Annotated in this window: 25 protein-coding genes; 5 read left to right on the top strand and 20 right to left on the bottom strand. The window is 40.6% G+C overall.

Features of this window, described 5'->3' with window-relative positions:
* Positions 1-105: 105 nt before the first annotated feature.
* On the bottom strand, positions 106-1767 hold the full coding sequence (locus tag IGI94_RS04780) for a peptide ABC transporter substrate-binding protein (protein WP_438899503.1): 1662 nt from the start codon (positions 1765-1767) through the stop codon (positions 106-108).
* Positions 1768-2476: 709 nt separating this feature from the next.
* On the opposite strand from IGI94_RS04780, the gene IGI94_RS04775 reads away from it, so the two are divergent.
* The gene (locus IGI94_RS04775) at positions 2477-2776 is read left to right on the top strand and encodes an antibiotic biosynthesis monooxygenase family protein (protein WP_438899502.1); all 300 of its coding nucleotides are present in this window, start codon (positions 2477-2479) and stop codon (positions 2774-2776) included.
* A 120-nt stretch (positions 2777-2896) separates the two neighbouring features.
* On the opposite strand, the gene IGI94_RS04770 is transcribed toward IGI94_RS04775, so the two are convergent.
* The 15 genes from IGI94_RS04770 to rpsP all read right to left on the bottom strand — a co-directional run bounded on the left by IGI94_RS04770 (position 2897) and on the right by rpsP (position 13299).
* Positions 2897-3670, bottom strand: coding sequence for a hypothetical protein (locus tag IGI94_RS04770; protein WP_218193508.1), 774 nt, complete (start codon positions 3668-3670; stop codon positions 2897-2899).
* Positions 3671-3838: 168 nt separating this feature from the next.
* Positions 3839-4066 (bottom strand): hypothetical protein, encoded by a 228-nt coding sequence (locus IGI94_RS04765; RefSeq protein WP_005237217.1) that lies wholly within the window; start codon positions 4064-4066, stop codon positions 3839-3841.
* 181 nt (positions 4067-4247) lie between these two features.
* Positions 4248-4709, bottom strand: coding sequence for a GAF domain-containing protein (locus IGI94_RS04760; RefSeq protein ID WP_438899501.1), 462 nt, complete (start codon positions 4707-4709; stop codon positions 4248-4250).
* Between the two features lie 166 nt (positions 4710-4875).
* A complete protein-coding gene (locus IGI94_RS04755; protein WP_016613898.1) occupies positions 4876-5526 on the bottom strand; it encodes an NAD(P)H-binding protein in 651 nt (216 codons plus the stop codon).
* A 130-nt stretch (positions 5527-5656) separates the two neighbouring features.
* On the bottom strand, positions 5657-6088 hold the full coding sequence (locus tag IGI94_RS04750; protein WP_061053880.1) for an Rrf2 family transcriptional regulator: 432 nt from the start codon (positions 6086-6088) through the stop codon (positions 5657-5659).
* Positions 6089-6280: 192 nt separating this feature from the next.
* On the bottom strand, positions 6281-6685 hold the full coding sequence (locus IGI94_RS04745) for a VOC family protein (RefSeq protein WP_005237221.1): 405 nt from the start codon (positions 6683-6685) through the stop codon (positions 6281-6283).
* A 267-nt stretch (positions 6686-6952) separates the two neighbouring features.
* On the bottom strand, positions 6953-7672 hold the full coding sequence (locus IGI94_RS04740) for an AraC family transcriptional regulator (RefSeq protein ID WP_176285408.1): 720 nt from the start codon (positions 7670-7672) through the stop codon (positions 6953-6955).
* A gap of 95 nt (positions 7673-7767) precedes the next feature.
* Positions 7768-8781, bottom strand: a complete 1014-nt coding sequence (gene adhP / locus IGI94_RS04735) for an alcohol dehydrogenase AdhP (protein WP_438899500.1) — start codon at positions 8779-8781, stop codon at positions 7768-7770.
* 774 nt (positions 8782-9555) lie between these two features.
* Positions 9556-9903, bottom strand: a complete 348-nt coding sequence (rplS, locus tag IGI94_RS04730; protein ID WP_002357176.1) for a 50S ribosomal protein L19 — start codon at positions 9901-9903, stop codon at positions 9556-9558.
* 166 nt (positions 9904-10069) lie between these two features.
* Positions 10070-10816: a tRNA (guanosine(37)-N1)-methyltransferase TrmD gene (gene trmD, locus IGI94_RS04725; RefSeq protein ID WP_005237230.1), complete on the bottom strand. Its 747-nt coding sequence runs from the start codon at positions 10814-10816 to the stop codon at positions 10070-10072.
* Complete coding sequence (gene rimM, locus IGI94_RS04720) at positions 10806-11330, bottom strand: ribosome maturation factor RimM (protein WP_005237231.1); 525 nt, start codon at positions 11328-11330, stop codon at positions 10806-10808. The genes trmD and rimM overlap by 11 nt, the downstream gene beginning before the upstream one ends.
* A gap of 155 nt (positions 11331-11485) precedes the next feature.
* Positions 11486-12310, bottom strand: a complete 825-nt coding sequence (locus tag IGI94_RS04715) for a hypothetical protein (protein WP_438899499.1) — start codon at positions 12308-12310, stop codon at positions 11486-11488.
* A gap of 86 nt (positions 12311-12396) precedes the next feature.
* Positions 12397-12654 (bottom strand): hypothetical protein, encoded by a 258-nt coding sequence (locus IGI94_RS04710; RefSeq protein ID WP_005228919.1) that lies wholly within the window; start codon positions 12652-12654, stop codon positions 12397-12399.
* Positions 12655-12766: 112 nt separating this feature from the next.
* Positions 12767-13012 (bottom strand): KH domain-containing protein, encoded by a 246-nt coding sequence (locus IGI94_RS04705; RefSeq protein ID WP_005228918.1) that lies wholly within the window; start codon positions 13010-13012, stop codon positions 12767-12769.
* A gap of 11 nt (positions 13013-13023) precedes the next feature.
* Positions 13024-13299: a 30S ribosomal protein S16 gene (rpsP, locus tag IGI94_RS04700; RefSeq protein WP_005228917.1), complete on the bottom strand. Its 276-nt coding sequence runs from the start codon at positions 13297-13299 to the stop codon at positions 13024-13026.
* A gap of 254 nt (positions 13300-13553) precedes the next feature.
* Here rpsP and IGI94_RS04695 point away from each other — a divergent pair, with 254 nt between their 5' ends.
* Complete coding sequence (locus IGI94_RS04695) at positions 13554-14105, top strand: NADPH-dependent FMN reductase (RefSeq protein WP_016613846.1); 552 nt, start codon at positions 13554-13556, stop codon at positions 14103-14105.
* Positions 14106-14188: 83 nt separating this feature from the next.
* On the opposite strand, the gene IGI94_RS04690 is transcribed toward IGI94_RS04695, so the two are convergent.
* Complete coding sequence (locus IGI94_RS04690; protein ID WP_005237235.1) at positions 14189-14722, bottom strand: dihydrofolate reductase family protein; 534 nt, start codon at positions 14720-14722, stop codon at positions 14189-14191.
* A gap of 6 nt (positions 14723-14728) precedes the next feature.
* Positions 14729-15307, bottom strand: coding sequence for a DNA-3-methyladenine glycosylase I (locus IGI94_RS04685; protein ID WP_430601449.1), 579 nt, complete (start codon positions 15305-15307; stop codon positions 14729-14731).
* A gap of 100 nt (positions 15308-15407) precedes the next feature.
* Between IGI94_RS04685 and IGI94_RS04680 the strand changes: the two genes are divergently transcribed.
* From IGI94_RS04680 to IGI94_RS04670, 3 genes are read left to right on the top strand one after another with little or no spacing between them, the layout of a single operon-like run.
* The gene (locus IGI94_RS04680; protein WP_008377404.1) at positions 15408-15794 is read left to right on the top strand and encodes a GntR family transcriptional regulator; all 387 of its coding nucleotides are present in this window, start codon (positions 15408-15410) and stop codon (positions 15792-15794) included.
* Positions 15791-16672: an ATP-binding cassette domain-containing protein gene (locus IGI94_RS04675; protein ID WP_005237238.1), complete on the top strand. Its 882-nt coding sequence runs from the start codon at positions 15791-15793 to the stop codon at positions 16670-16672. Before IGI94_RS04680 ends, IGI94_RS04675 begins: the two co-directional genes overlap by 4 nt.
* A 12-nt stretch (positions 16673-16684) precedes the next feature.
* Positions 16685-17845, top strand: coding sequence for an ABC transporter permease (locus IGI94_RS04670; protein WP_005237239.1), 1161 nt, complete (start codon positions 16685-16687; stop codon positions 17843-17845).
* Positions 17846-17891: 46 nt separating this feature from the next.
* On the opposite strand, the gene IGI94_RS04665 is transcribed toward IGI94_RS04670, so the two are convergent.
* A complete protein-coding gene (locus tag IGI94_RS04665) occupies positions 17892-18092 on the bottom strand; it encodes a CsbD family protein (protein ID WP_008377398.1) in 201 nt (66 codons plus the stop codon).
* Positions 18093-18502: 410 nt separating this feature from the next.
* Positions 18503-19921, bottom strand: a complete 1419-nt coding sequence (ffh, locus tag IGI94_RS04660) for a signal recognition particle protein (RefSeq protein ID WP_005228902.1) — start codon at positions 19919-19921, stop codon at positions 18503-18505.
* Between the last annotated feature and the right edge of the window lie 7 nt (positions 19922-19928).

Raw genomic sequence — 19928 nt, 5'->3', positions numbered from 1 at the left:
TATTCCTTGTTATCAAGTTGCTAAACATTCTAGTAACGTTTTTCTCGTCTGCTGCCCTCTTTAACGAAGTCAGACAATGAATAGACAAAAGAAGCTTTTTTCTCCTTATTCTTCGACAAAGACATTTTTATAATCATAGGCCGCGCCAACACTATGAACGATGAGGCCTTTGATTTTTGACGACCGTAGATGTGCTTCAGCACTTTGGAAGAGTGGAATAACGCCTAAGTCGTCGTTTAAGATTTTTTCTGCTGCTACCATATTTTCCCAACGGGCTTCTGGATCGTTAGCATTTTCATTGGAGGCTTGTTCGATCAATTGATTGTAGTCATCATTTAGCCATTTTCCACGATTATAGGAACTGTCTTTTTTGAACAATTCCAAAAAGTTGATTGGATCTGCATAATCCCCGATCCAGTTGTTCATGACCATCTCAAAATCGCCGCTATTTGAACGATCCAAGCGCACAGAAAATGGAACGTTTGTGACTTCGACAGTCAGCCCATCCAGTGTTTGCTGCAAGGTGCCTTGAATGTATTCTGCCATTTTTTTCGATTGATCGGTATCTGATGTCAACAGTTCAAAAGACAATGTATCGATACCCAGTTCAGCTTTTGCCTTTTCCCAATATTCTTGGGCTTTTTCTTCGTCAAAGGCTAACGTGGTTGCCGCATCCTCGACAAAATCAGCCTTTGTCTCTGGATTAAACGCTAGGTCAGAAGGAACAAAACCGACCGCCGGTAAGGAGCCGTTGCCTAAAATATTGTCAACGATTTGTTGTCGATTCATACTATACGAAATGGCCTGGCGCAGATTTGCATTTCGAAAAGGCGAATCTTCTGGTGCTTGATTCATTTCTAAATACTGAGTGGTTGCACTAGGCTGAACAATGTAATCAGGATGATTCACATTCTGCATCGCCAATTCACCGCTTAAAATAATGTCATCGGCTTGTCCGCTTTCGTACAAGTTATAAGCGGTCGATGAGTCTTTCACGACATCAAAGTTAATTGTTTCAAGTTTGACCGAATCGGCATCCCAATAATCGGGATTTTTCGCCAATGTCCATTGGATGTCGGTGCCTGGTCCAGCATAATTGGTCAATAGGAATGGTCCATTGTACGCCGCGTTTTCACTGGTTAAGGCATATTGGTCACCGAACTCTTCCACGACACGCTCGTTTTGCGGGAAGAAAGTTGGAAAAGCCAGTAAAGATAAAAAGTAAGGCGTCGGTTTTTCTAACGTGATTTTCAATTGATAATCATTGACTGCTTCGATCCCTAACTCGCTTTTATCTAGCGTACCATCTGAAATAGCGGCAGCGTTTTTAACGGGTGCCAGCATATAAGCATAATTGGAAGCAGTGGCTGGATCAACGGTTCGCTGCCAGCTAAAAACATAATCAGCTGCAGTAACTGGATCGCCATTGGACCATTTTGCCTCTTCCCGCAGTGAAATGGTGTAAGAAAGCCCATCTTCACTAACTTCAGCGTCTTCGCTTGCACCAGCAATTACAGGAACATTGTTCTCATCCAAGCGATAAAGGCCTTCATAAGCATTGTTCAGAGTAATAAAGCTATAAGAGTCGGTTGCTAAAGAAATATCGGCACTGCCCATCTCCGCCGAAAATTGCACATTGATCACTTGCTCTGCGGAAGAAGCTGCTGATGAATCCGTCTCGTTTTCTTGATTGCCATTTTGACAAGCTGCTAAAAAAAAGCTGCTTAGTAACACAAGCGATACTGTATATTTGCTGCGTTTCCCCATTTCTACTCATCCCCTTCTAACATTCAGATAATTCAAAAAATTCTGTTTGTTGTACCGAGTTTACCGCATGTTTATGCAGCCTGTCAATTTAACACGACCAAAAAATGTAAGAGGTTACATAGTTGTGTCAGAAGTTCTCTTCTGAATGTAAAAATTAGAAAAGAGCGACTTTATGCTAAATATCGTTGAAAGGAGTAGTTCCAAGAAAGCATACAAAAAAGTTCTGATCTCCTAGCGATCAGAACTTTGGCTACTCTCTTATACATCATTTCGAAGAAAAATGGATAAAAAAACTCCCACTATTTTCCTAACATTTCGCAAAAAAAAGAAGACACAAATTTTGTCTTCATAGTGCTTTCTCAGAACCTTCCCACTTTTTCGGCTTTCACCTCAAGGAACAAAAGAAATCTCCTCAGAAAGTAAAATAAACGTATCTATTTTAAAATGAGAGTGGTACACTAAACAAACGAAGAGTACTGCACGTGAGAAAAGAAAGACTTCCCCAAGTATCCATTTTCTCCAATACTCTTCGGACTCTTCAGTACGTATATTAATTATACGTACTTTTTTCATTTGTTCAAGGCTTTTGAGGAATTTGATCAAAAAATGACTATCGATAAAAAGCTTACAAGATTCCATAGCTAATTGACAATCATTCTCAATTAGCGCTATACTAAACCAAATCGTCCCGAGTCAAAGGAGGAATTTCATGTATATCCGTACCGTTGCTTTTGAAGTCATTCCAGAAGGAAAAGAACTCTTTCTTGCTAAAATGAAAAAAGATACCGCCTCAATGAAAACATTTGCTGGCTGTCACTCTGCTGAAGCTTGGTTTTCAGAATCAAAAGACAGCCTCGTTTTCCAGTTGGTGTCAAAATGGACTGAGAAAAAAGCCTTTCAAGCTTGGTTAAAACGTCCCGAACATTTGCAAAAGCACCGAGAGGCGTATCGAGCAGAAAAAGAAGGAACTGCAAAACCGAACCTTGTTTTGTCCAAGACCGGTCAATAATTTGTCTTGATCAATGAAGAACCTACTACTCCTATTTAATGAAAAGAACACCTCTCAAACGCTCAAAGATTGATCGAGCATTTTGAGAGGCGCTTTTTTCTTCTGTGCTTCTTGGCAATTCTACTCCACCGTTCGCTCGTTCAAGGTTCTTCCTTGCTGATCTTTTAATTGCAGCCAACCATTGGTGCCCCCATAGTAAAGAAACATTCCTACCTCGTTGACACTTTTTAATACAACGTCTTCAATCGTGTGTCCCTCTTTGATCGCCGCTTGGTTTTCTTGCCGAATTTTTTCCGCTAAACGAGCAGAAAAACCAACCGATCCGTCTTTATTCAAGGGAATCTCTTGACTCAAAATTGCGCCTTTTTCAATTCGAACCTCGTTGCGTTTTTGCCAATAGACCCTTGCTTTACTTCCTTGATAGTCAACCATGAAGGGTTCATCTTGTAATTCTTTTGACCATTTGTGTCTTGGTTTGCCCCCTTTTTTTGCCTCTTTTGTCGTCTTTTTGCTCGTAGATCCATAGCCAAGAAAATCGATAAATCGATCAAATGGTTTTGCGCTAGCAGCAATGGTTTGCTGCAACTCTTGTGGGATGCCGATGGATGCTTTGGACCCATTGGTTAACTGATATTGTTCTTGATAATAGGCTACTAAGTAAGGAGCCATGATCTCCCAAGGTGGTGTGAGGATCATCAAGCGGTCGTATTCTAACTGGTCGTCAAAGGTTTTATCGTCTGCTACTGAGAAAATTTGGCCGTCTTTGATAAAAAATAGCACAGTATTTTCTTTGACTTGCGCTAAACTTCCCTTAACAATTTGCAGTTGGCCTGCTTCATTCGGCCATTCAAAAAGCAACTGCTGTTCCTCAACCATCGTCTTTTTTAGTTCCATCCTATTCCCTGCTTTCTGTTGTTTTCTCGCCTATTATAGCACTTCTTTTGCTAGGTACCTGAGTCTAAGAATCAAAAAAGAGACTGCTTCTGAGAAACAGTCTTTTTTTAAGGGAATTGGTTTACATGCATGGTTTCATTTTATTTTGATTGGGTGATTACCAATGGATCAGCTAAAAAAGCATTCAACTAGCGCTGGTTGATAGATCTCATTGTATTTTGCAACTACTCGTCCGCAACGTTCTTCGATATCTTCATGATCGATCCCATCGTAGCGGATCACATTTAATACGACACACCGTTCCATTTTTCTGACCACTTCACCGATCACGCGGCTTTGTAAGCCGACTGGTTTACATTCATATGCTTTACCTAATACAATTGTTTCTGCTTCCATAATTCTCTCCTTAAAAACTCGTTTTTCTAATTGTATTATCATATTATCATCTAATTTTAATTAAATAAAGTAATATGCCCTTCATTTTTAAATAATAACTAAAAAAAGCGTTCATTATTCAATGAACGCCCCACTTAAAAACATTATGTTGTTTTATAGTTAAAATTAAAAAACAAGTACTTTATTGACAACTTGCTACCAATAAAGCAGCAAATTCTTCCAGATATTTCTGATCGATCGCATCATAGCTGTTCGTTTTTCCACTATCGATATCCAGCACTCCAAGCAACTGATCATCAACCACCATGGGAACTACGATTTCAGACATCGCTGCTGAGTCACAAGAAATATAATTTTCATGTTCTTTGACATTGGGTACGATCAATGTGGTTTTTTTCTCCGCTGATTCCCCACAAACCCCTTTGCCTAATGTGATTCTGGTGCAAGAGACTCTTCCTTGGAATGGACCTAAAATCAGCTCGCCTTCTTCAAACAAATAATAGCCGGCAAACACTGTATCTTCCAATGTTTCATTCAGTAAAGCAGAAGAGTTGGCTAGGTTGGCGATCCAATTACTCTCCGCTTCTAGCAACCCTTTTAATTGCAGAAGCATCAAGTCATACGCTTCGATTTTTTTATTCATTTTATCACCTCTGTCCTTGATTATAAGCAAAGACAGAGGATTTGTCTTGTCTAAATTATTGGGTATTGGAAACAAAAATTGTGAAAAAAGATGTTGCCTGAAACAGGCTACTTGCCAACCTATGCAGCTATCGATTCTGATCGATTGGGTCAATCATTTGTTGAACCTACTCTGCATCAATCACAGTAAAACGAGTATTTTCATGTTGCACTGTTTCAATTTCATCAAGAATTGCTTTGGCTAACGTACCGCTGGAAGTTACTGATTTCTTTTGGTCGTTGAAAAGCAAGTGATCTTTGCCTAAAATCGCTGGTTTAGCTGGTCCCTCTTGAAATAGATTTCCTGGAGAAATCCCGACCCAATGAACATTTTTGACGGTTTCTAAAAAGAGATATTCATCTAACTGATTTTCTGGGATCGCGATCCAGCTTTCACTTCCTGGGGCTTTTTTCAATTCGGTAAGATTGCGTTCACCCGCTTCATTGAACAAGCTGCCAGCTCCTAAAATGAAGAACAAGCGCGTGTTCTTTTCTCGAAACAAATGAACCAATTTTGCTGCCAGATCCACATGCAAGTACGCTTGGTCAGGACTTGTCGCAAACGCATCGACCAACACATCAAATCCGTCGAGGTCTTCTTCTGTTAACGAAAAAGCATCTTTTGTAAGTGTTTTGACTGTATCACCAAATTGTTCTTTGGCTTTAACTTCATTTCTAACAATAGCAGTCACTTCATGTCCTCGCTGTACTGCTTCTTGATAAATAGCTGAACCTGCATTTCCTGTTGCGCCAATAACACCGATTTTCATGATAATCATCCTTCCTCATCTTTTGTTTGACTAAAACAGTTGTTACTAATCAAGTTACAACTAGAGTATAAAAGAAACTTTCTTTCCTGTCAAGAAATTGCTTAGCAGGTGAAAGTTCTTTTTACTGTGTTGTGTCCGTTCAATCTACTTGATCGGCCTCCCCTTGAATGCCTTCAATGATTGATTGCAGCGAGATGGCGCTCATCTCTTGCTCGATTTTCTTTTGCAGCACATCATAGGTTTCTTCTAATACCCCTTGGATATTCCCCCCAATCAAGCAGTTGGGATTGGTTTTTTTGTCTGCATGTAAAAGATGGTGGTCTTTTTCAACACTCGCATAAATGTCCAACAAAGAAATCTCGTTTGGTTCCTTCGTTAGTTTAGGGTTTGGTTTTCCTCTTTGGCTTTCGATCAACCCAGCAACCCGTAGATCACTCATAATCCGACGAACATAAGCCGGATTCGTTTCAACACTCTGGGCGATCCGATCACTTGATAAATCAGTTCCTTTAAAGAGGTGGATATAAGCGAGGATGTGAATGGCGTCGCTGTATTTGGTTGAGTATTTCACTTCGTCTCCACTCCTTTTTCTTGTATCATACCTCTTTTTTAGCATTTAGACAAAGGGGACTGACCAATCTTACAAAACTCGAGGATCCCGTCAAGAAAAAGCAGCCCTCAAAAAGTTAGTACAAAAGCCTAACTTCTTGAGGGAACTGCATCCTGAACCACTTTTTTACTTTTTATTTAAACAATCACTTTGCTAATAGCCATTCATCCATGCTGATTCAAGCTGATTGCCATCGGGATCAACGATTTCATAGCCGACCATCATGTCTTCTGGAATCCCCATATCAACTTGGAACGATTGGCCACCATTTGCTTCTGCAATCTTTGCAAAATTCTTCGCTTCTTCTGGCGTATCAAAGCTAAACGCGATCAATGCACTACTCGTGTTCTTCGTATCCCCAATACGTCTGCCATTCAGAAACTGTTGATAAAACTCATGTTCTAACAACATTATCCAAATCGATTCACTCCAAACCATTCCGCTGCTAGTCTCGTTTGAGAACTCTTCATTTTTGACAAATCCCAACGCTTCATAAAAGGAGGTTGCGCGTTTGATATCAGTGACAGGCAAATTTATAAACACCATTTTATTCGCCATTTTCTTGCCTCTTTTCTTTGATAAGTTGTATTGATGAATCCGCTCTCATTATAGCATCTATCGTTGGATTCACAAAAACATCAGACCTTATCCTACGCCGTTGATTTCTATCAGCTCATTCAAAACTCGTTTTTCCAAGCAAAAAAACCTTTGCATGAAAGGCCTTTTGCTTTTATCATCTATGGAAAAGTAACCAGATACGCATCGCATAGAAGCCATTTTTTCGCTAATCAATTCAACTGCAAGCTGATCTGTTTTTTTCAATACTTAAAGCTCAAGTCTTGAATCGATCACGGTAGCTTTCCCACGATAAATTTTTCGATACTCTTTTGGCGTATAAGTAGTTGCTTTTTTAAATTTCTTACTAAAATAATTTGGATCATTGAATCCTGCTCTGACAGAGATTTCACTGATTGATCGATCACTTGTTGATAGTTCTTTTTTGGCAACTTCAATACGATAAATCATCAAGTACAATGAAAAGGTCATTCCTAATGTATTCTTGATCAAACGACTGGTGTGATACCGGCTTAAATGCAGGTGATCTGCTAAAGTATCTAACGTAATATGTTCTCTATAATTTTCATGAATATAGCGCAATATCTTATGTCTTAAAGAAAGCGAAGGAGAAGCCTCATTATTTTTCTCGATGTGTAGCAAGGAAATCTGATTGATGGATTGAATTCCCCGATCCAATGCATAAACAAAATCATTTGTGATCGGTTCGACCAAGTAATCAATCAAGCCGTAACGCAACGCTTTTTGAGCGGTAGCAAAACTTTCTACAGCAGAATACAAAATTGCTTTTGCATTAGGGCAAAATGAAAGCAATACTTTATATAATTCAAAAGAGTCCTCTTCGCCATCCGCATTAATCACTGCAATTTCAACCGGCTGCTCAAGACAGGTACGCTGAAGCGCTTTTTTTGAACAAACCGTCGGAAGCAAGATGACATTCGGAAAATGACGATCGATCAAACGAATCATATCGTTAACTGCTCCATGCTCTTTGCTATCAATGATCAATAAGTTACACACGAAATCTTCTCCTTCGTTTAAAATTCACCCGTTGGTTTTTCTATTTATTTCTCTTGAAAATCAATGACCATTCGCCCTTTGATTTTTCCTGAAAGCATTTCATCAAAAATATCATTGATCTCTTCTAACTGACGCATGACAACTTTAGGAACGACTTTTCCTTCAGCTGCGAATTGGAAAGCTTCTTCTAAATCAGTCCGTGTTCCAACAAGGGAACCGACGATTTTAATACCGTCCAATACAAGTCGAGGAATGTTCAAGTCCATGCTTTCTGGTGGAAGACCAACCGCTACAATCGTACCGCCCGCACGAACGGCATCGACAGCAGAATTGAAGGCTGCTTTTGAAACAGCTGTTACTACAGCTGCATGTGCGCCGCCGGTTGCTTCTTGAATAATTTTTGCCGCATCTTCTTTCGCAGGATTGATCACAAGGTCAGCGCCATGATCTCTTGCAAAGTCCAATTGTTTCTCGTTGATATCAATCCCAATCACTTTTGCATTAAAGACATTTTTTGCATATTGCAAGGCTAGGTTTCCTAATCCTCCTAAACCATAAATCGCGATCCATTGACCTGGTTTAATGTCAGAAACTTTTACCGCTTTATATGTGGTTACACCTGCACAAGTAATGCTGCTGGCTTCAGCAGAACCTAAGCCCTCTGGTACCTTCACTGCATAGTCAGCTACAACGATACACTCTTCAGCCATACCGCCATCTACAGAATATCCGGCGTTTCTAACGGAACGGCATAATGATTCATTCCCGTTCACACAGTATTCGCATGATCCACAGCTTTCATATAACCAAGCGACACTTGCACGGTCACCGATTGCTAGAGAAGTAACATCATCACCGATCGCGACCACTCTACCGATTCCCTCGTGTCCAAGTACGATTCCAGATGCATCTCCGAAGTCACCATCTTTTACATGCAAGTCCGTATGGCAGACACCACAACACTCCATTTTCAATAATGCTTCATTCGGACGAAGCGCTCTCAATTCTTTTTCCTCAATTTTTACAACCTTATCGTTTGATACTACAGCTGCTTTCATAAAGACACCTCTTTCAATTCATTTAAATAAAGAACTTTCTTTTATTTGTGAAGTAATTAACTAACACGAAGAGGTCAGCAATAGCTAGATAAAAGAAAGTTCCCTATCGAGAAGGTTACCATAGAAACCATCAAAAAAAGGGGAATATATTGCTTTTTTTCTGTAATCATTTATGAGAAAAAAATAATGAAATAATTCAAGTTTTTTTCTTATATTTCAAATTCCATAAACTACAAGGACTAAAAAAACGAAAAAAATCATCATATAAATAACAAAAGTTTTAATAAAACCTATCAAGAGGAAATTACATAAACATGTAATCTTGGTCTTCCCCATTATTCTCTAATCCTTTTTTTATCAATTCGGTGATTTACGATTTATTTTCTTTCAGGCACTGAATGTCATATTGGTATTTAACGTGATGTCCCTCATCAGTGTTTTCCTAACAATTTTCACTCCCTTTTTCTCCTTCTCTGCACATAAAAGCAAATAATGCTGAAAGGTGATCGATCAAACAATCTTCAACCTGCAATCTGTCACTATCGGATAGCCGATAAATGACCACAAAAAGTTTCAGTCGATGGCATTGTGTTTCACTCAGACGACTGTTCCCATCAAAATACAAGTTTACCCAGTGGTATGCAGCAATGATCCCCTCCTATTCTTATAGTCGTTTCATGATTTTATCACAACGAATAGAAAGTTTTTGTCACCTCAGACAAAAGAAAAAAGCCCTTGAAATCAAGGGCTTTTGCTTCATCTGATAATAAATGATTAACGACGAATTTCTTTGATACGAGCTGCTTTTCCGTGTAATGCACGTAAGTAGTACAATTTTGCACGACGTACTTTACCGTAACGAACAACTTCGATTTGTGCAACACGTGGTGTGTGCAATGGGAAGGTACGTTCAACACCTACACCGTTTGATACTTTACGAACTGTATAAGTTTCGCTGATACCAGCACCGCGGCGTTTGATGACAACACCTTCAAATAACTGGATACGTTCGCGAGTTCCTTCGACAACTTTCGCGTGAACGCGAACAGTGTCCCCAGGACGGAAAGCTGGGATGTCCGTACGTAATTGTTCTTGAGTTAGTTCTTGAATCAATGGATTCATGTTTATCATTCTCCTTATTCCCAAACATTCTTAAAGCATGAAAGCTCCAGCGGAACATCGTAATAGTTGAGTTTACACTCACTGAAACATCTTACCACAGTCGACCACAGGCTGTAAAGAGAATTTTCTTGTCATCGCGCAGAATATCAAAAAAACTGGCACTATTTTAGTTGCCAGCTTTCGCTTCTTCTTCAATTTCTTTTAAAAGCTTCTGCATTTCTTCCGTCAACGGATAATTTTCTAGCATATCAGGTCGGCGCTGAAAGGTGCGGCGCAATGATTCTTTTAATTGCCACTGCTCGATCAATTTATGATTGCCATTCATCAAAACTTCTGGTACTTTCATGCCTTTAAACTCTGCTGGGCGTGTATACTGCGGATGTTCTAATAAACCAGTGGAATGAGAATCGGTTTGTGCGGAGGTTTGATTGCCTAAAACTTCTGGTAATAGTCTGACCGTCGCATCGATCATGACCATTGCACCCAATTCGCCGCCAGTCAAGACGTAATCTCCCAGTGACACTTCATCAGTGACCAATGAACGGATTCGTTCATCGTATCCTTCATAATGACCACAAATGAAGACGAGGTGCTCTTCGGTAGAAAATTCTTCTGCCATCTTTTGATCAAAAGGTTTCCCCGCTGGGTCTAAAAGGATCACGCGTTTCTTCGTTTCTGGTGCTGCTTCTTCGATCGCTTTGATATTGTCATAGACAGGTTGGACTTTTAATAACATTCCTGCTCCGCCACCATAAGGATAGTCATCCACTGTTTGATGTTTGTTGTCGGAATAGTCACGGAAATTTGAGACGTTGATTTCTAACAGTCCCTTTTCCCGTGCTTTGCCAATGATCGATTCTCCTAGAGGACCTTCGAACATTCGCGGAAATAGTGTCAATACATCAATTCTCATCGTCTAACAACCCCTCTGGGATTTCCACAGTGACCTGACCATTTTCAAGATCGATCGTGTGGACAACCGACTCGATATAAGGAATCAAGGCATCCTTCTTCCCTTTTCGTTGAACGACCCAAACGTCATTGGCACCTGGTGAAAGGATCTCTTTGACTTTACCAATGATTGTGCCATCTTCTTCGACGACTTCCAGACCAATAATTTCATGGTAGTAAAACTCATTTTCTGCTAAATCCACCAAATCATCCTTGGTAACTTTTAAAATGCCGTTACGAAACGGTTCAACATCGTTAATATTGGGATAGCCCTCAAACGTCACTAAATCAAAGTTTTTGTGTTTGCGATGACCTGAAACAATCAATGTTATTGGCTCTTTATTTTCACGAAAAAGTGTCAATTCGGCCCCTTTACGGTAACGTTCTTCTGGAAAATCCGTTTGTGATATCACACGTACTTCTCCACGGATTCCATGTGTATTGACGATTTTTCCTACGTTTAAATATTCTGTCACGTTCGTTCCCCATTTCTTCTAACTTCTGTTCTATTTTAGCATAGCAAAGTAGCGAATTCTAGCCGTTTCCTAGCGCCCCATGTTTTCCTCAAAATCATCGCGCGAAAAATGCCCCTTCGACGCTTGATCAAAGGGGCATTGTCCTAATATGAACCTTATTGATTCATAGAAACGGCCATTTTCAATGCTGAACGTGCATCTTGATGTTGCACCGTTCGAAGGGTCTTTTCTTGTTGCCAAACCACTGTAGTTGCTGTATGGTCATTTTTTCCCATATCGATAGTGATTTGACCGACCTCAGGCGCTGGGAGCATAGCTTCTTCCAGATACGCTACCACTTCTTTGGCAACCGGAACTGGATCTTGTTCCTCTTGATTGACTGCTCGAACAGTCAATGACCAATTTCCTTCTTGCCAGCTCAAATAACTGGAGCCAGCAGCTCCTTGCATATGCCCAGTAATGCCATATCCGAGATCAACGGCTTGTCCGCCATCATCAGCTGTTACATTGACCGCTGCAGCAGCTTCATCCGCTGATTGATAGTCTTTTGATTGAAAAGCAGCAATCGGTGTTTCCTCGTTCAAAGCCTTGTCATTGAGAGGCAGCTGCTTATCAAGTCCATAATAAAGAATCGAAGCATCGGACTGACTGCCAGCTGTGGCCGCATTCAACACTTTACCTGAAGCAAGTGGAATGTCCTTGGGCAAGACAAGATCAGGGAATGCCGCTTGTATTTGAGCGTAGATATCTGCAGTACTATTCGTGTTTGAAGAATCCCTAGAAGCCGCCTGACTAGAAGACGTACTTGATTGACTTGTTTCTGATTGACTACTTGCTTGCGTTTGGGTACTTTCCACCATACTCGTCGCTGTTGTTTCGGCACTACTGGCTTGACTGGTTTCTGGTTCCTGTTGATTATTGCAGCCAGCGAAGGCGCCCATCGTCAGCAGCGTAACGAATAATCCTAGTTCTTTTTTCATGATGTTCCCCTCCTTATACAAAGGATACCCCTCAATAAAAAAAATGACAAACAAGTCAGATTGTCTGTCATTTTTTTGTTGATTTTTTAAAGATTTGTCACCCAATTTTGCAGTGATTGAAAGCCATCCTTGATCCATTGCCAAACTTGATTGGCGATCGTCGATAGGTCGCCCCAACGAAAGTTTTGTGTCCATTGGTTCAATTGCGTCATGATCTCCTCACGATAGACCCAAATTAAAAAGAGCAACAACAAGATCCCTAGCGTTCGCCAAAGAAAAGAACCAATTTTATAAATAAAGACGAGGATCAAAAGAACGACGATCCATGCGATTAGTTGAGACATACAAGCACCTCCTCCTTTTGATTATCTCAAAACCACCTTTTTTTGTCCTCCATCTTAAGCATGAATTTTACAAAAAAAGCATTCCTCAAAGAGAAATGCTTTTCATTCTTGCTTATTTACCATCAATGATATTCAAACGAACTTTTTTTGGTCCATTTGTCCGTACACTGTAAACGATTGTTCGAATTGCTTTGGCAACCCGACCTTGTTTACCGATGATACGACCAATATCCTCTGGTGCCACAGTAAGATTATATTCCAAGAAATCATCTGACTCTACCAGCTCAAGCTTGATATCCTCAGGTTTGGTAACAAGTGGTGAAACGATCGTTAAGACTAATTCTTGCAAATCTTTCATCCAAAGTCACCTTATTTCTTAGTGAATTTTGCTTCGTGGTGTTTTTTCATAACGCCTTCTTTAGAAAGGATGTTACGAACTGTATCTGAAGGTTGCGCACCTTTAGATAACCAATCAAGAACTAAATCTTCTTTGATTGTCACTTCAGCTGGGTCTAGTAAAGGATTGTAAGTACCAACTGTTTCGATGAAACGTCCGTCACGAGGAGAACGTGAATCTGCTACGACGATACGGTAAAAAGGTTTCTTTTTAGAACCCATGCGTTTTAAACGAATTTTTACTGCCATTATTTACACCTCCATTGATTTAATCACAAGAGATAGTTTAACAGGTTTTTCCGATGGTGTAAAGAGTTTTTTCTTTACAGCTAAAAAAAGTTTCTTCTTTCTTATTTTCTAAGCATGGTTATCTTTTGCCAGAATGAATCAGGACGCGTATCATTAGTAATAGAGAAACTTTTTAAAGTCAAATCGTTTTATTTGCACCATCCACTTACTTTTGGTAAGCTTAATGAGTAGAAAACAACAAGGAGGAAATTTACATGACAAAAAAAATTGGTTTTATCGTCGGCAGTTTACGGGAAGGATCATTTAATAAACTCGTAGCGAAAAAATTCGCATCATTATTACCAGAAGGTTTTGAAGCATCTTTCATCGAAATCGGCAACTTGCCTTTTTACAATGAAGATTTGGAAGTTGAAGGAAAAGTTCCTGCTGAATGGACAGCATTTCGGGAAGCATTAAGCGCCGTTGACGGGGTCTTCTTCTTTACACCAGAATACAATCGTTCTGTTCCTGCAGCATTGAAAAATGCATTAGATGTTGGTTCTCGTCCTTACGGTGCTAGCAGTTGGGGTGGCAAACCAGCTTTGGTTGTCAGCGTTTCTCCAGGAGCGATCGCTGGGTTTGGTGCAAACCATCACCTACGTCAATCATTAGTCTTTTTGGATATGCCTACTCTACAACAACCAGAAGCCTATATCGGTGGAATCACCAACTTGATTGATGAAAACAACGAAATCAACCCAGATACAGTAAGCTTCTTTGAAACGATCATTGCAAAATATATTGAACTCTTTCAACGATTCAACTAATTAAGAATCCAAACAAAAAGACCAAGAAACTCGGCACTGAGTTTCTTGGTCTTTTTACTGTGAAGAATAATCGTTTGCGCTTTTTACTCGCTGCCTGACACAGACTTTCGGACAAAATGAAGTTCTGTCAGTTCCCCCATCTGTTTTGTTTCAACAAACGTCAAGCGTCTCGCATAATCCCCCGGTTCAAACAGTCGCTTGCCCTCTCCTAAAAACACCGGCGCGATTTGAATAAACCATTCATCGATCAAATCAGCTTCCAGCAATGGTTTTAATAAGGAACCCCCACCTACTACCCATACGTTTTCCTCTTGTTTTAATGCTGAAACAAATGCAACTGGATCCGTTGACACTAGGGTTGCATCCGGCAGCGGCTCTTTTCGGGTACGAGAAAAAACATAGTTGGTCTTTTCAGGATATAGCAGTCCATCATCCATCAGTTTTTTTGCTTCTTGATAGGTCTTTCTTCCCATCACGGTCGCGTCGATGGTTGCAAAAAATGCTTCATAGGTCGTTGCAACACCGGTATCAGTTTGAAACAGCCAGTCCAGTTGATCCTCCATACCTGCTAAATAGCCATCGAGGCTGATTGCACCATAAAATACCACTTTTCCCAATTAGGCTCACTCCTTTATTTTTACGATTGCTTCTGACCTTCGACAAACACAAGTGACTAAGTGATCATTAACCATGCCGACCGCTTCCATAAACGCGTAAATAGTTGTCGTTCCGACAAATTTAAAGCCTCGCTTTTTCAAGTCTTTTGCTAGCTGATCGGAGATTTCCGAATGGGTCGGTACATCGGATTGCTGCTGAAATTCATTGATGACTGGCTGATGATCGACATATCGCCACAAGAATGCGGAGAAACTGCCGTATTCTTGCTGGATTTTTAAAACTTCTTGGGCATTGATGATCGCTGCTTCAATCTTTCGCCGATTGCGGATGATGCCTGGATTCATCATCAGTTCTTCCACTTTTTCTTCCGTATAGTTCGCTACTTTTATGATATTAAACTGATCGTATGCTGCATCGAAATTCGCCATCTTGTTTAAAATCGTTTGCCAGCTCAATCCTGCTTGATTCATATCTAACACCAGTTTTCGAAACAACTGCTGATCCTCATACTCAGGTTTTCCCCATACCGTATCATGATACTCCTGCATTGCTGGTGTACTGTTGGCCCATTCACATCGCTCCATTGTCCTCATCAGCTCCTTTTTGTTTATTTTATCATAAATGACTTTACTTCCACCAGTGTACTACGTATACTAGTACACATAAATGAAAGGAGCTGATTTTGTGGTTCGCATTAACAAAGCCAGCAGCAAACCTTACTATGAGCAATTGGTTTTAAGTATCAAAGAAGATATTCTGAACGGTGTTCTAACCGCCGGAGACCAAGTACCTTCGGTTCGTGAAATGGCCAAGCGCCTGTTGATGAATCCAAATACCGTCAGCAAAGCCTACAAAGTATTGGAAAATGAGCAAGTACTTGTCACCATCAAAGGAAAAGGCACCTTTGTGAAAGTTACTGAGGATCTGCCACGCGATGAGATTCGGATCTTACAAGTGAAAGAACGTTTGAAAGAATTGGTGATCGAAGCACGCCATTTACAGATCAGCATGCGTGAGCTGAGCGATTGGATGAATGGCTTTGAACAAGAGTTAGGAGGCGATCCACAGTGAAGATCGAGCATGTGACCAAGAAAATGGAACAAACAATTGTCTTAGAAAACGTGAACTTCTCTTTGGAAAAAGGAGAGCTCGTAGGATTAATCGGCCGCAATGGTTCTGGGAAAACCACGTTGTTTCGGACGATTGCTGGGCATTATTTACTAGATGATGGGGAGATTTCCATCGATAACCAACGCCTGGATCAGCATCCGCAATTAAAAGAACAACTTTTTTATATTGATGAAAAAGAAAACTTTCTTTCGGCCTACTCTTTGAAAAAGCTCAATCAATTTTATCGGCTTGCTTATCCAAATTTCGATCAGAATCTTTACTTAGAATTGATGCAAAGTCACGGTCTTCCTCTGACGCTTTCCTACCGACGGATGTCAAAAGGTATGCAAGGTCTTTATAAAATGATTCTTGCGATCGCCTCAAATGCGACGTTTTTACTGTTAGACGAACCTTTTGATGGGCTTGATGTGATCGTCCGTAAAAAAGTGATTGGATTATTGCTGGAAAGCCTCAGCGAGTCGAATCGTACCGCCTTAATCGCTTCTCATAATCTAAATGAATTAGAACATATTATTGATCGTGCCTTGTTGATCAAAGGGAAAACGATTGAAGGAGACTACCGTTTGGAAACGATTCGCGAACAATCTCGCAAACTCCAACTCGTCTTTCGCAGCAAACAGATTCCTCCCCTTATCAAGCAGCACTCCAAGCTGATTCAAAAACAAGGTCGAGTCTTGACTGCTTTGTTTGACAATTACACAGAGGAGCTGGCGGCTGAGATCCAGCAACTTGATCCTTTGGTTTTCGAAGAATTACCTTTGACTTTGGAAGATCTGTTTGAAGCAAATTTACGACAAGAAGCATTGGTGGAAGGATAGAGGTGGAAAACGATGTTAAGCAATATATTTAAAGAACGCTACGGTAAGCTGTTGATCGGTTTTTGTTTTGTCGTGCTCTTCATGTATCTTAGTGCTGGCTGGCAATCACAAAATTCTTGGCACCAGCAAGAACGTTATTTGGCATCTGAGGAATTTATCAAAGATTTTAACGAAAATCGAGAATACTATGTCAAAAGCTACAACGGTGAAACCCCGGTTTACTTTGATTCGGCAGCAGAGTACCGCGATGCGGTATTGACAATCAACAAAGAGTACTCAGATGATTTTTATTACAATCGCCCGTATATGACCACCATGAATCAATTTGTGATTGTCTTCCTGTTTATTTGGGGCTTTTTGTCCTTTTTTGTCGATGGCCGCACCAATTTCAATCGCTTTTTATTTGCTTTACCCTTTAGCAGAAAGCACGTCTTTCGCAAGAAACTGCTTTTTATCGGCTTACCCTTGACCGCTTGTTTAGTGTTGGGCCTGTTAGGTCATATCCTGATCGAATACACAATGATCCCGGCTCGCTATCTCGCTGTGCCGCTTCAAGACGTGCTGCTTTCCGCCCTTAGTACTTTGGCAACGAATCTACTCGTATTTGCTGTCGGCATCTTGTTGGGCGTTTTACTGGGGAATCTGTTTACTGGCGTGCTGTCGGTGTTCTTCACTCTTTCTCTAGGAACAATGGGGTATAGCTTTTTCCAATGTACCCGCGAGTTTTTTAGTTTTGTATTTCTTGGTCATGGGGATTTTCTGCTTCCTTTTCAAACGTGGATCGATTGGCCGCAAGGATATGTCTATCCTTGGTGGCTACTGCTCCTTTACCTCGGTTTGAGCGGCTTGCTGATTCTTGCTGCCGAAAAAGTGTTCTCGAAAATTTCTTTAGAAAATGACGGTGATTATTTAACGATCCCTAAATTGCGCGCCCCGGTTTATTGGCTGCTTTCTTTGGGAACCTGGTTCTATCTATCCATGATTTCTTATTACCCGCTAGAAATTTTTTACCGTGATCTCTATGAGGGGTATGATGTCAGTCTTTGGAACATCATCCTTCGGCTTGGCTTGTTGCTGGTTGCTTGCTTATTCATCAGTTTATTGCTTGTCTATCCTAAAGCACTGATGAATTGGTGGTACAAACGAAAAAACAAACAGGTCAGCAATATTTAAAAAAGCGTCCCTACAACAAGAAATTGTTGCCGGGACGCTTTTATGTTTAATGTTTAGGTTTGTCGTCGTCTTTTTTGTCAAAGAAGTCATTTACTTTGCGAGAAACATCATCCGCAAAATCTTCAACCTTATCTTTGGCTTTCCCATATTTATTTTGGGTTTTCCCTTTTAACTCCTCGGAGTCATCTCCTGTAAGTTTCCCTTTTGTTTCGGTTACTTTTCCTTCAATGCGATCCTTGTTTGTCATCGTAAAAACTCCTTTCATACTTGCTATAAATTAATAGTAGCATCATTTGCCAGAAAGCACGAATGTTCTGCTTCTATCTTATCCTTTGAGTTGTCCGCAACGATAGTTCTTCGCTATTTTTGACTCTTGGACGATTTAGGATATTCAGTAGAAAGCTGGCTTTCTCTATAAAAAGGGATGTTCTTTAGATGTTCTATTTGATGTTCTATTTGATGTTCTTTGAAGGAGTTCATTTAAAGAGGACACTGTGAACATAAAAAAACCATGACCTGAAAGAAGGCAATCTGAGGAGCTGCAGCTGCTAGAATCAGGAGGTAAAGCTTCTCGATTTGGTGTCTTTTCAGGTCATGTTTTTTTTAATTGTACCCTAAGAGAAGGTTCGGTTCTTAGTTCCTATCAGTGTTAAACGATTATTTGCGTTTTTTCTTTTTCTTCTTTTGTTTTTTGACCATACGATTCATGGCCATTTTTCCAAGTTTCCCTTTGACACCGCCGCCAAACATTTGATCCATGCCAGGAATGTTCATATTCCCTTTGCTCATTTGCTGCATCATTTTGCGGGATTCTTTAAATTGTTTGATCATGCGGTTGACTTCGACGACACTGTTGCCAGAACCGGCGGCAATCCGGCGACGACGGCTTGGATTTAACAAATCAGGATTTTCACGTTCTGCTGGTGTCATGGAATAAACCATGGCTTTTTGACGGGCAATTTGTTTTGGATCAACTTTGACGTTCTCGATGCCAGGCATTTGGCTCATTCCCGGAATCATTTTCAAAAGATCTTCAATGGGGCCCATGCCCATGACTTGATCGATCTGTTCAACAAAGTCATTGAAGTCGAAGGAGTTTTCCTTCATTTTTTGAGCAAGTTCTTCTGCTTTTTTCTCGTCGTAATCTTGCTGTGCTTTTTCGATCAAAGTCAGCATATCACCCATACCGAGAATCCGACTAGACATCCGATCTGGATGGAATACTTCAAGGTCGGTCAATTTTTCACCGGTACCAGTGAACTTGATTGGAGCGCCTGTAACTTGACGAATTGACAATGCCGCACCGCCACGTGTATCGCCATCTAGTTTGGTGATGACTACCCCTGTGATCCCCAATTGTTGATTGAAGCTTTCCGCCACGTTGACAGCATCTTGTCCTGTCATCGCATCCACTACCAGTAAAATTTCATTTGGCTGTGCCAAGTCCTTGATTTGTTTTAGCTCTTCCATCAAGTTTTCATCGATATGCAAACGACCTGCTGTATCGATCAAGACATAGTCATTTTTCTTTTCCCGAGCCAAAGCCAATCCTTGGCGTACGATTTCAACTGGACTGACATCAGTTCCCATATCGAAAACAGGTACATCCAATTGCTGACCTAATACTTTCAATTGGTCGATCGCGGCTGGACGGTACACGTCACCGGCAATCATTAATGGACGTGCGTTTTCGGTTTTGATCAAGTGATTGGCTAATTTCCCAGCAAAGGTGGTTTTCCCTGCCCCTTGCAGACCAGCCATCATGATAATCGTTGGGATCTTTGGTGATTTTTCAATCCCAACTGTTTCTGATCCTAACGTTTTGGTTAATTCTTCGTCAACGATTTTAACGATCTGTTGCGCTGGAGATAAGCTTTCTAATACTTCTACCCCAACTGCCCGTTCACGGACATTTTTGGTAAACTCTTTCACAACTTGCAGATTGACGTCGGCTTCTAATAAAGCTAGACGAATCTCACGCATCATTTCTTTTACATCTGCTTCAGATACTTTTCCTTTTCTGCGCAGTTTACTCATTGCCTGCTGGAGGCGTTCAGTTAAACTTTCAAATGCCATTTTTTTT

Origin of the sequence: Enterococcus sp. AZ149 (assembly GCF_051714285.1) — a bacterium.
GTDB classification, from domain to species: Bacteria; Bacillota; Bacilli; order Lactobacillales; family Enterococcaceae; genus Enterococcus_D; species Enterococcus_D entomosocium.
Note: the sequence above shows the minus strand (reverse complement) of the source record. Positions and strands in the feature narration are given on the sequence as shown.